Annotated in this window: 10 protein-coding genes; 4 read left to right on the top strand and 6 right to left on the bottom strand. The window is 59.8% G+C overall.

All coding sequences use genetic code 11. From position 1 onward, the window contains the following. The first annotated feature begins 80 nt into the window (after positions 1–80). Both NKI25_RS22150 and NKI25_RS22145 read left to right on the top strand, forming a co-directional pair. Positions 81–434: an ArsR/SmtB family transcription factor gene (locus NKI25_RS22150; protein WP_352457526.1), complete on the top strand. Its 354-nt coding sequence runs from the start codon at positions 81–83 to the stop codon at positions 432–434. A 94-nt stretch (positions 435–528) separates the two neighbouring features. Then, entirely contained in the window at positions 529–1,275 is a 747-nt protein-coding gene (locus NKI25_RS22145) for a metallophosphoesterase family protein (protein ID WP_352648573.1), read from the top strand. 86 nt (positions 1,276–1,361) lie between these two features. On the opposite strand, the gene NKI25_RS22140 is transcribed toward NKI25_RS22145, so the two are convergent. Beyond that, complete coding sequence (locus NKI25_RS22140; RefSeq protein WP_352999369.1) at positions 1,362–3,788, bottom strand: DNA/RNA non-specific endonuclease; 2,427 nt, start codon at positions 3,786–3,788, stop codon at positions 1,362–1,364. 263 nt (positions 3,789–4,051) lie between these two features. Between NKI25_RS22140 and NKI25_RS22135 the strand changes: the two genes are divergently transcribed. Both NKI25_RS22135 and carB read left to right on the top strand, forming a co-directional pair. Then, a complete protein-coding gene (locus NKI25_RS22135; protein WP_352586878.1) occupies positions 4,052–4,942 on the top strand; it encodes an SH3 domain-containing protein in 891 nt (296 codons plus the stop codon). Positions 4,943–5,165: 223 nt separating this feature from the next. Next, positions 5,166–8,666 carry a carbamoyl-phosphate synthase large subunit gene (carB, locus tag NKI25_RS22130; RefSeq protein ID WP_352999366.1) on the top strand — a complete coding sequence of 1,167 codons (3,501 nt, stop codon included), beginning with the start codon at positions 5,166–5,168 and terminating at the stop codon, positions 8,664–8,666. A 23-nt stretch (positions 8,667–8,689) separates the two neighbouring features. Here the strand turns inward: carB and NKI25_RS22125 are convergent, their stop codons facing one another. The 5 genes from NKI25_RS22125 to NKI25_RS22105 all read right to left on the bottom strand — a co-directional run bounded on the left by NKI25_RS22125 (position 8,690) and on the right by NKI25_RS22105 (position 11,859). Further along, positions 8,690–9,457: a hypothetical protein gene (locus NKI25_RS22125; RefSeq protein ID WP_352999365.1), complete on the bottom strand. Its 768-nt coding sequence runs from the start codon at positions 9,455–9,457 to the stop codon at positions 8,690–8,692. A 2-nt stretch (positions 9,458–9,459) separates the two neighbouring features. After that, a complete protein-coding gene (locus NKI25_RS22120; protein ID WP_352757101.1) occupies positions 9,460–10,581 on the bottom strand; it encodes an AAA family ATPase in 1,122 nt (373 codons plus the stop codon). A gap of 79 nt (positions 10,582–10,660) precedes the next feature. Next, a complete protein-coding gene (locus tag NKI25_RS22115) occupies positions 10,661–10,894 on the bottom strand; it encodes a hypothetical protein (RefSeq protein ID WP_352757100.1) in 234 nt (77 codons plus the stop codon). A gap of 113 nt (positions 10,895–11,007) precedes the next feature. Further along, on the bottom strand, positions 11,008–11,469 hold the full coding sequence (locus NKI25_RS22110; protein ID WP_352757099.1) for a DUF6644 family protein: 462 nt from the start codon (positions 11,467–11,469) through the stop codon (positions 11,008–11,010). Beyond that, positions 11,470–11,859, bottom strand: coding sequence for a DUF6152 family protein (locus NKI25_RS22105; RefSeq protein ID WP_352757097.1), 390 nt, complete (start codon positions 11,857–11,859; stop codon positions 11,470–11,472). Positions 11,860–12,117: the final 258 nt, after the last annotated feature.

Here is a 12,117-nt window from a genome sequence, read left to right as displayed (position 1 = left end):
CGACGGGACGAAACTATGTGTCCATTAGCCACGAGAGGAGATGCATTGAAATCGGCTCCGAATGTGCTTAATTCCTGGGCATGACCTTGCCCCATCCCACCGCCGACCAGATCAGCCTGCCGAACGTGCTTGCCGTGCTCGGCGACCCGACGCGACTGGCCATCGTGCGCTATCTCGCCAGCAAAGAGGGCGTGCCGCTGAATTGCAGCCGGTTCCTCGATCTCTGCTCGAAGACCAATCTGAGCTACCATTTGGCCAAGCTGCGTGAGGCCGGCGTCACCCGCACCGAGGCGGTTGGAACCAGCCGGCTGATCACGCTGCGCCGTGACGATCTCGACCGCCGCTTCCCGGGCCTGCTCGACAGTGTTATTGCCGCGGCCGGCGACGCATCGTTGCCGGCGGTCGGCGGCCACGAGATCGAAGTCCGCGCCTGAACGACCCGAAGCTGGGTTCCGCTCTCGCCCGCCTCGCGAGGCGAGCAAAGTAGCTTCACCCGCCCTCCAGCCATTCCAATTAACGGAGCCTGCCATGCGCATTGCCGTCCTCGCCGACATCCACGGCAATGTCCTGGCGCTCGACGCCGTGCTCAACGATCTGCGGCAGCGCGGCGGCGCCGACCTCATCGTCAATCTCGGCGATTGCGTTTCCGGCCCGCTCTGGCCGCGCGAGACCATGGAGCGGCTCGAGAGGCTCGACCTGCCGACGGTGCGCGGCAACCACGACCGCCGCGTTGCCCGCGACCCACTGGACGACGCCATGTGGCCTTCCGACCGCTACGCGTACGAAAGGCTGACGGCAGCCCAGCGCGAGGCGCTGTTCGCGCTGCCGCTAACGCTGGACGTGGCGCCCGGCGTACTCGCCTTCCACGCCCGACCCGACCACGACGAAAAATACCTGACTGACGCGATCGTCGACGGCCGGCTGGTGCGCGCGCCGCTGGCCGCCATCGAGCGGCGGCTCGGCGCGATTGATGCCGCCTGCCGTATTATTCTTTGTGGCCACAGCCACCGCAGCGAGCTGATCCGCATTGCCGGCGGTCCGATCATTTTCAACCCAGGCAGCATCGGCTGCCCGGCCTATCACGACGATACGCCGCCGGCGCATGTCTCCGAGCAGGGCTCACCGCACGCCCGCTATGGCATCGTCGAACTGCACCCCGATCGTTTCGAAGCCATCGCCGTCGATTATGACCACGAGGCGGCGGCGCGCCAGGCCGAGCAGGCGGGACGGCCCGAATGGGCTCACGCGCTGCGCACCGGCTTTATGTCGGGCTGAGCTTGCTCATCCCAGGCTGAGCTCGCTCATCCCTAGCTGAACGGATGACCGCCTTCGAGCGGCAGAAGTCGCGACCGGTCCAATCTTCAGTCGTCAGACGCCGATCGCTTCGATCGCTTGGCAGGACGTCGGGTGCTGGCCGCCGAAGTCTTGGACGTCGAAGTCTTGGACGTCGAAGTCTTGGTCGCCGAAGGCTTTGGCCGTGACGTCTTGGGCGCTAGTTGCGTTGGGTTGAAAGTCTGTGCTGGGGCGGATTCGGAACCGGCCCGAATGTCGGCGTCGCGCACCTGCCGGCCAAAGTTCAGGCCGGTCAGCTCTTCAATCTCGGCCACCGTCGAAAGGAACTCCGATACCCTGGCAATTTCAAGCGGGTCATCGAATGCCTCGGCACGCTCGCCGAACGCTTCGGGCATCACTTCCAAAACCGGCTTCTGGTCCGCCAGCAGCGCGATGGCGCGCAGGCCAGCTTGATCGGACCACAGCGCGATCTTCCAGAACTTCAGCGGAACATGGCTGTCGAAGCGGTAGGGAGGATCGTCCTCGCCGAACACTGGCCCGGCAAACACCGTGACACGGCCTCGCGTCGTATAGGCGTTGCGCAGCACATAGGTTTCTACCGCGCGCCATCTCAACTTCCCTTTGGAGCCGGGATGGTCAAGCGAGCTTCCTTGATTGAAGAAGCCGACTTGCGGCGCAGCATTGGTATAAAAGAACGTGTCGCGTTCTGCCGCGACCGCCTCCTGATCGACGCCCCAGGCGGGGTCGCCGCGAAGTGTAATATGGCCCTTCTGGAACATTCGAGCGATTCGTTCCTTGGATTTTGCGACGGGAAATCCAGGCACATTCTGGCTCGAATAGAATTCCTGGTTCATCTGCTCGCCAAGGTCGATGCGCCGATCCGGCCGGAAAGCATCGCTGGCTTCCGAACCGGAAATCGACTCCACCCCCAATTCGACAAGCGACGGGTTGTCGATGACCGTCTTGTCCTCACGATTGACCGCCTTGGTGCGGGATCCATCGATATTGCAGGCGGTGACGAAGGCAAGCCTGCGATCGGCGTTCATCAAGATCGAAAAATGATGGTAGCGCAATTCGTGTGGGTCCTCTCCCGGTTTGGCAAGAAGGTTTTTGGCCAACCGGTAGGGTGAATTGGCAACCGTCGGCATTGCCAGGACAAAGCCCGGTATGAAGCCGGGCTCATACCCTCCACGATCGTCGAAATCCTCTGTTTTCCAACCCGCGGCCTCGGCGATGGCCACCTTCCCGGGTTCGCTTGCCGGGCCTTTGCCGTCGCTTCGTCTCGCATCGCCTCCGTCGCGGTCGATCAGCGGCGCCCGGACATTTATCTCGACGGGAAAAGTCCAGGTGACCGAGCCATCGGCATTGTGTCTCGTCGCCGGCGGATTGCGATCCGGTTCCGGCCGCTGCACCGGCTTGTCCGGCACATCTTCGCGAATATCGGCGTTCAGCCGAACTGTCTCGTCCATCATGCGCGGCATGCCGGCCCAAATCGCCAGAGCTTGCGAAACCGCCGATGCCGAGGAGCCCGGCAGCTTGGACTTTCTAGCACCCAGATCGTCAACGATGGCGCTGATCCGTATGCCTTCGTTGATCTCGCGCGCAAGCGCATAGCCACCTATGCCCGTCACCTCGTGGAACGGGCCAGCCCAATGGTGCAGGGCAATAGGTTCCCATTCATTGTTGAAGACCGGTGAACCGGACGAACCCTGTTCGGTGTCGGCGACATAGTGCAGCACTTGCACCGTTTCGTCGCGGGCCACCAGCCGGTTTTCACGCAACACCAGTTCCTTGAAGCGGCCATCGGGATGCTGAACGATGTTGGCGATTTCGCCGAGCATATGCTTGTCGCGCGCATCCGACAGCGAGATAAAACCGAACTCCCCCAGTTCCTTTGGACCGGAACGCCGCTCGCCGACTCCGATCAGCGTGTAGTCCAGACCCTCTATGCTATCGGTCACGAAACAGGATTCAGGATCGAACAGGAACGTCGTCGGCGTACGCACGGCATTCGCACCGTCCTGCTCATAATCGAACTGAACCTGGAAGCGCCGGGAATCCGCCGGCGACGAAATCACATGGTTGTTTGTGAGGAACAGCCTTGGCCCGACCAGAAAACCCGATCCTTGTGGATTGCCGTTGAGAAAGGCAACGCGGCCAACCGCATCGGCAGCACGGCGCCCACGCTCGAGGAATGCGATCCCGATGAAATCGAGCGTTGGGCCGAGAATTGCCTCCGGCCCTGGCTGCTTGGCGGCGGCCTTTCTTTCCCCGGCAGACCTCATGTCGATCGCTGCCGATATCATCTCCGCTTCGGTGCGGCTGAGCGACGCCTTTACCTGCAACCTGTCGAGGCGCCTGGAGAGGGTCTGTTCGGCGGCCAGCGGATTGCCGTTGGCGATGTGACCAAGTGAAGCCTCAATCTCGGCGCGCGTTTTCTTGATACGCTGGCGAACTATGTTTTCCACCTGCGCAAATATTTCAAGGTCGACCATATTGCCCTCCTCAACCTTACTTGAGAGAGTGCATATTTACATGAAATGTGCAATATTTTGCCGGCTGTTAGTTCACGGAAGTGGCCTGGTCGCGATTCAACACGCGGCACCTTTTCGGGCTTACACAGCGCCGCCTCGTCGCCTATAAAAACCGGCTGGCGTGCGATGGCGCTTTCGTGCCTGGCCGCGCCTTCGGCAATTGAACCTACCGCCCATGGCAGATGATTAGGCGCACAGTAACACTCCCGACGACGCTGCTTGCGATGGTTGCTGCTCCGCTGATGCTGGCGGAGTTGCCGGCCAACGGCCAGGAGCCGGAGCCCATCATCTCGATTGTGACGGGTCTTGCTCCGGATGATCTCCTGAACGTGCGCGCCACGGCGTCGGCCATGGGCAAGGTCGAGGCGCGGCTGCCGAGTGGATCGAGCGTGAAAAACCTCGGCTGCGGCGACGTCAGCGGCTACAAGTGGTGCAAAGTCCAAGACATTGACGACCCGAAGCTGAGCGGATGGGCTCCCGCACGCTACCTCGACCCCATCAATCCCCAGCAAGTGACGCCCCAGGCGGCGGCCGATACGGAGAACCCTGCCTCTCAACCGCTGCCCGATCTGACAACGCGCCTCGGCGCAACCGGTCCCGAAACAACGCTGAACTCCGCTGACGCAATCGGCAGGGTGGCGATCGAGGACGCTTACCGCTTGGCCCTGACCGCTGGAAACCCCTCGACTGCACAGGTTGATGGATCGCCGCCCGTGGCTGCCGACCCCGTCCGGAATTTCGGCGCGGCCAACGCGGCGCCCCCGGCCGACGCACAGACCGTTGCGCGGCTTCAGCCGCCGGGGACACCGGTACCCGGTGCCGGCAACGCCATCCCCTGCGCGCGCTATCTCGGCCAGCCGATGACCAGCTGCAAGGCAGGCGTGGTGCGCACCGGCGACAAGACCGACGTGACCGTGACCTGGCCCGATGGCGGCACGCGCATCATCAGCTTCAAGGCCGGCAAGCCGGCCGGTGCGGACGCACCCGGCGAATTCCGCTTCACCCGCGAGGGCAGCCTGAACATGATCCGCGTCGGTGCTTCCGAACGCTTCGAGATCACGGACCAGTTGGCGCTGGGGGATAGTGGTAAGGGGAATAAGGCAGTAGGGCAGTAGGGCAATATGCTTAAGGGCGCTCGAACCTCTGCCCTACTGCCCTACTGCCCTACTGCCCTACTGCCCTACTGCCCTACTGCCCTACCCGCATTTTAGGGGGTTACATCCGGCAAAACTCTTCCCTATAAGGCCCTCCTAGCCTGATACCAGAATCGCGAGCACAACCGGCCGGGTCATCCCGTCCGGCTTTTTGTGCAAGCCGCCCGCCGAACGGACCCTCGACATGCCAAGACGCACCGACATCAAGTCGATCCTGATCATCGGGGCCGGCCCCATTGTCATCGGCCAGGCCTGCGAGTTCGACTATTCCGGCACCCAGGCCTGCAAGGCGCTGAAGGAAGAGGGTTTTCGCGTTATCCTGGTCAATTCCAATCCGGCCACCATCATGACCGATCCGGAACTGGCCGACGCCACGTACATCGAGCCGATCACGCCCGAAGTGGTGGCCAAGATCATCGCCAAGGAGCGGCCGGACGCGCTGCTGCCGACCATGGGCGGCCAGACCGCGCTCAACACCGCTCTGTCGCTGCGCCGCATGGGCGTTCTCGACCGCTACAATGTCGAGATGATCGGCGCCGACGCCACCGCAATAGACAAGGCCGAGGACCGCGCGCTGTTTCGCGAGGCGATGAACAAGATCGGCCTGGAAACGCCGAAGTCGATGCTGGCCAACGCCACCGACGTCAAGAATGCCGACCGCAAGACGCACGAGGCCGAGCGCGCCGCGCTGAAGGCGGAAAAGCCCGAAAATCTCGACGCCGCGCTCGATGCTCTGGAAACGCGCTGGAACCTCGGTGAGGGCGACCGCAAGCAGCGCTATATCAGCCATGCCATGGCGATTGCAGCACAAGCGCTCGACCATGTCGGCCTGCCCGCAATTATCCGCCCCTCCTTCACCATGGGCGGCACAGGCGGCGGCATCGCCTACAACCGCGCCGAATTCTTCGAGATCGTCCAGTCCGGCCTCGACGCCTCGCCGACCACCGAAGTGCTGATCGAGGAGAGCGTGCTCGGCTGGAAGGAGTATGAGATGGAGGTTGTCCGCGACAAGGCCGACAATTGCATCATCATCTGCTCGATCGAGAACATCGACCCGATGGGCGTGCATACCGGCGATTCGATCACCGTCGCCCCAGCGCTCACGCTGACCGACAAGGAATACCAGATGATGCGCAACGCCTCGATCGCGGTGCTGCGCGAGATCGGCGTCGAGACCGGCGGCTCCAACGTCCAGTTCGCCGTCAACCCGGCCGACGGCCGTCTGGTGGTGATCGAGATGAACCCGCGCGTCTCGCGCAGCTCCGCGCTCGCCTCCAAGGCGACCGGTTTTCCGATCGCCAAGATCGCCGCCAAGCTCGCCGTCGGCTACACGCTGGACGAGCTCGAGAACGACATCACCGGCGGAGCAACGCCGGCCTCGTTCGAGCCGAGCATCGACTATGTCGTGACCAAGATCCCGCGCTTTGCCTTCGAGAAATTCCCCGGCGCCGAGCCGGTGCTGACCACCTCGATGAAGTCGGTCGGCGAGGTCATGGCCATCGGCCGCACTTTCCAGGAATCGCTGCAGAAGGCGCTACGCGGGCTGGAAACCGGCCTGACCGGGCTGGACGAAATCGAGATCCCCGGCATCGGCCACGGGAACGCGCCGGCCAGCCATGTCGATGACCGCAACGCCATCCGCGCCGCCTTGGGCACGCCGACGCCGGACCGGCTGCGCATGGTGGCGCAGGCGATCCGCATGGGCACCTCGCTGGAAGACGTGCACGCCATGTGCAAGATCGACCCGTGGTTCCTCGAGCAGATCGCCGGCATCCTCGCCATGGAGGATCGCATCCGCGAGCACGGCATCCCCGAGGACGCCGCCAATCTGCGCATGTTGAAGGCGATGGGTTTTTCCGACGCCCGCCTCGCATCCCTGGTCAGGAAGGACGTCGAAGAGATCCAGAAGATTCGCGACAAGCTCGACGTTCATCCCGTCTACAAGCGCATCGACACCTGCGCCGCCGAGTTTGCTTCGCCCACCGCCTACATGTATTCGACCTATGAGGTCCCCTTTGCCGGCGCGCTCGCGAACGAGGCGCAGGTCTCATCGCGCAAAAAGGTCGTCATCCTCGGCGGCGGCCCCAACCGCATCGGCCAGGGCATCGAGTTCGACTATTGCTGCTGCCATGCCGCCTTTGCGCTGCGCGACGCCGGCTTCGAGGCGATCATGATCAACTGCAACCCGGAGACCGTCTCGACCGATTACGACACCTCCGACCGGCTCTATTTCGAGCCGCTGACGCCGGAGGACGTGCTGGAGATATTGCGCGCCGAACAGGCGGCCGGCGAGCTGGTCGGCGTCATCGTCCAGTTCGGCGGCCAGACGCCGCTAAAGCTGGCGGATGCGCTGGAAAAGGCCGGCATCCCGATCCTCGGCACCTCGCCCGACATGATCGATCTCGCCGAAGACCGCGACCGCTTCCAGAAGCTCTTGCACAAGCTCGGCCTCAGCCAGCCGAAGAACGGCATCGCCTATTCGGTCGAGCAGGCCCGCCTCGTCGCCGGCGAGCTCGGCTTCCCGCTGGTCGTGCGCCCGTCCTATGTGCTCGGCGGCCGCGCCATGCAGATCATCCACGACGAGAGCATGCTGCAATCCTATCTGCTCGACACCGTGCCCGGCCTGGTGCCGGAGGACATCAAGCAGAAATACCCCAACGACAAGACCGGCCAGATCAACACGCTGCTCGGCAAGAACCCGCTTCTGTTCGACACCTATCTCTCGGGCGCCATCGAGGTCGATGTCGATTGCCTCTGCGACGGCAGGTCGACCTACGTCTCCGGCATATTGGAGCACATCGAGGAGGCCGGCATCCATTCCGGCGACAGTGCCTGCTCGCTGCCGGTGCACTCGCTGCCCTCGGAACTCGTCGATGAGCTGGAGCGCCAGACGGCGGCGCTGGCCCGCGCGCTCAATGTCGGCGGGCTGATGAACGTGCAGTACGCGATCAAGGACGGCACCGTCTATGTGCTGGAGGTCAACCCGCGCGCGTCGCGCACCGTGCCTTTCGTCGCCAAGACCATCGGGCGGCCTATCGCGAAGATTGCTGCCCGCATCATGGCCGGCGAAAGCCTGGAAGACGCCTTCGCCCATTACGGCGCCATGCCCGACCCGCGCAATCCCGGCCACATCGCCGTCAAGGAAGCGGTATTCCCGTTCGCCCGCTTCCCCGGCGTCGACATTTTGCTCGGCCCGGAAATGCGCTCGACCGGAGAGGTCATGGGCCTCGACCGCGACTTCGCGCTCGCCTTCGCCAAGAGCCAGCTCGGCGCGGGTGTTGATCTTCCCCGCGCCGGCACGCTGTTCGTCTCGGTGCGCGACGAGGACAAGAAGGGCATCCTGCCGGCGGTCAAGCGCCTCGCCGGCCAAGGCTTTAAAGTGCTGGCCACCTCCGGCACCGCCCGCTTCCTCGCCGAGAACGGTGTCGTCGCCGAGAAAATAAACAAGGTGCTGGAAGGCCGCCCCCACATCGAGGACGCCATCCGCAACCGCCAGGTGCAGATCGTCTTCAACACCACGGACGGCCAGAAGGCGGTATCGGACTCAAAATCGCTGCGCCGGGCGACGCTGATGCAAAAAGTGCCGTATTACACGACGCTGTCGGGCGCGGCTGCGGTGGCCGAGGCGATTGCGGCGCTGAGGGCGGGCAGCCTCGAGGTCAGGCCGCTGCAGGAGTATATTTGATGACGGCATCCTCTCTCAAAGGCCTAAGCTGTGTTAGATGCAGCTCCAAAAATATCACCGATTCGACCGTAAATCGCTTTCATAAGCGGGCCTTCGGCCGACGCAACAATTTCAATGATTGACTTATGATTGTGTCGAACCGGTCTGCCCGCGTAAGACAGGTGACGCATCAAAAGCGCAAACAAGGACTTTCCTCTTACCATCTCAGCGTAATTATCAGAAATTTTTCCAAAAAGCTCATCGGGGTAAATCTCATTTTGTAACAACTCACACCCTTGTTGCATTCTAGCATCGTTATCCAATATCTCATTTGGATGAATCCCAAGCCCTTGATCTAGACCCGCCAAGAATCTGCTTATCGCAAGAGCATACCACTTCAGATATTTCTGCAATTCGATCTTATAATTATGGCGCTCATCGTTGGACAGTATCCTTTCAACATCGCCGTCGCTGTAAAGATCGTTCTCAATTGAATACCCCCAAGTAAAAATAAGATTGTCTATCTCATACTCAGCAGGAACCGCACCAAACACCCACGAATCCTTGTCGGCAATAAACGCCACGCCCGTTTCATTCTCGTACTCATTTCTTCTTGAAAAGAGCTGGAGCAGCTTATCGCGCCCTCCAACCGCCAATACAGACAAACCTATGTTGGTGAACGACTTCTCCATCCATCGAAAAACAATTATATCATCGCCTCCCTCGGTAAGAACAGTTGGCAAAGAACTGCGCTTCAAGGTAGCGATAAGCTCATCTACAGTCATATCATTGCCGGCAGCCTTGGAGGTCATCACTAAGCTCCAAGATCGCCACGGTCAGGATTGACGTTTATTTCTCTATCTGGGTACTTACTGTATATAAATGGAGAATGTGTAGCAATAATAAACTGGTTAGAAGACTGTTGATTCTCAAGTATAGAAAATAATTGTCTTTGCCAATCGACATGAAGGCTTAGCTCAGGTTCATCGATGAATATTATACTATTCTTGTAGAAGGCATTATAACATATAAAGCTGAGAAGTTGCTTCTCGCCGGCGGATAAGGCATCCGAGTTCACAGCCCTAGCCGCATCGCCAAAACTCAATCTAGCTCCTATTTTGATTCCAGTATGTCGAAAAAGACGCTCTACGAGAGTGCGAACCGCTGCAATGGGTGTCATTATACTCTCACGATCTATCTCCATTTCTTCTATTTTTAATCTTATCTGATCAATCACATTATTCGCGCTGTCAATCTGTTGAGCGTCAGCCTTATCAGATTTAAAATCCTTGATAGTTTCGATAATCCCCTGCGACATTTCTTGCTGCAGCTTGTTCGAAATCTCAGACAAATCGGCGTATTGCCGGAGCAATATCCCTACAATATCTACGGTCGAAATCGCCGAAACAAAAACGTGTGGCTCGTTTGTCAACTTCCTCGATAGGGCAACTAGAGCATCTTCTACGTCGCTTCTCGAACGGACTAGGCGATTATTCGAGGCTCCGCCTCTTGGAGAATCTAACGTGAATCCTCCTTCGATTCGTCGGAAGGTTGGGAAGAATACAGAGCTTCCTCTTGGGATAAGAAGTGGGTTTACGTGGTCCTCTGCGTTACTATACGTCATATCGTCTTCATCGGTTCCGTCTTCATAAAATGACTTGACTCCATCTATTGTCAACTCAATCTTACAAATATTTCTGCCAAGTCGATAGACAGTACACTCATATTCATTAGTTACAACGGTAACCTTTTGGAATGGGATCTCATTAAGAGCAAAAAGAATATTTCCGCTAACAATGTACCAAACCAACTTCAATATAGTCGTCTTTCCGGCGCCATTCCTACCAGTTAAAATATTTATGTCGTCGTTAAAGTTACATAATATTTTATTTTCTCTGTCAAATAGGCCAACTATCTCGCAGCTCTCTATTTTCATTTGTTCAACCCCAAAACAGTTTTCGTTTCATCGCGCAGGCAACGTCCCACATCCAACAAATTTTGTTCAAAAACACATTTCATTCGACAGCGCTGGTCGGCCCAGTGAATGCCTTGTATGCGACCTTCATCTGATGTTCCGACGTAAGCTCATCGTATTTGTCGTAGCCAAACACCCAGACCACGATGTCCTTGACCAAGGTAACCGTGTAATCCTCGACCACCTCAGATTTTTGGTGAGCCAGCGCAATCCGTTGATATTTACTGAGATTCGGCGCAATTCGTCCGACGAATTTCTTCGGAAGTTTATTCAAGGACTCGCCCTCCCTATCCCCTGCGGGATTTGAGGCCGAGTTTATTTGAAAGATCAAGCGGAAATTATCATCTCGTTCGCTACCTCCCGCGATCCCGTCGACGCTCGGTCTAGTCAGAGAAACCCAATAAACCGTCCGGCGAACAGCACGGACGTCCACAGCGCCAGCGAGAGCACCGCCAGGAGGGTGACGGCCCCGCCAGCCGGCTCGTCATTGCCTTTTACGCGGCGCACGAAGATAAGGAAGTTGACGCCGGCGAGCAGGATGAGTGTCATCTTGGCGAGGAAGATCGGCATTGCCGCATATTCGCTCGCCCTGACTGAAAAGAGCAGCGACCCAGTAACTAGCGCACCGCCGAACGCGGCCAATGCGGTGCGGCGCAGCAGCGCCACGAACGGCGCCTGCGGCAGCGAGCGGAAGGCGCCCAGGATCCTGAGGTCCATGAGCCAGATGGTGGTCAGCAGAGCGCCGATCGACAGGATGTGGAGCGCATTGACGATGGGGTAGGCGACGAAGGAGGCCTTCAGTCCCCGCGCGAAGGCGAGTTGCTCGATGCCGGCGAAAAACCCGTCCATTCAGGCCGGCGGCACGCGGTCGGGATAGACATCGTAGGTCTTGCCGCCGACGATGACGCGGACTGCCTTCATACGTTTTTCGCTCTCGTCGCGCGAGCGGTTGCCGATCGCGGTCACCTCGTCGCCGATCTTGGCGACCTCCTCGGTGAAGCCGGCGGCGATCGTGCGGGACGGCGGCGCCATCTCCACCCGCCAGGCCTCGCCCTCCGCGTCGACGTCCAGCGTGGCGTGCGGATTGCCGATGTAGATGGCCGTGATCTTGCCCCGGAGTTCGAAAAACCCGTCCTGCGTCCACGACCAGCCGTGATGGGCATAGGCCGCACTGACGGCGACAAGGATCACCGCCGCTGCCAGCGTGATGCTTCGCATCTTGTTGAAAGGCGACGGCATCGCTCGTCTCCTCGGTTCCGGCATTGGAGAGTAGGTCAGCGCGCGGCAGCGTCAAATCACATGAGGCCTTTTGGGTCGCTGCGCTCCACAGCCATGGTAACGGCATGGATCCTAGGGCCTGCGCTCCCGCTTCGCGTTCGCTCCGCCCTAGGACGACGAAGCGAGGGGAGGTTTCCAGCCAATCTCCAACGTCCGCGATTGGCCTTTATGCCACTGTGCCCTTCGTCATCCTAGGGCGGAGCAGGAGCGAAGCGACGT

The sequence above is a fragment of the Mesorhizobium sp. M0808 genome, assembly GCF_040320025.1.
In the GTDB taxonomy this organism is placed as follows: domain Bacteria; phylum Pseudomonadota; class Alphaproteobacteria; order Rhizobiales; family Rhizobiaceae; genus Mesorhizobium.
The sequence above is the reverse complement of the archived record's forward strand: the minus strand, read 5'-3'. Positions and strand labels throughout refer to the sequence as shown.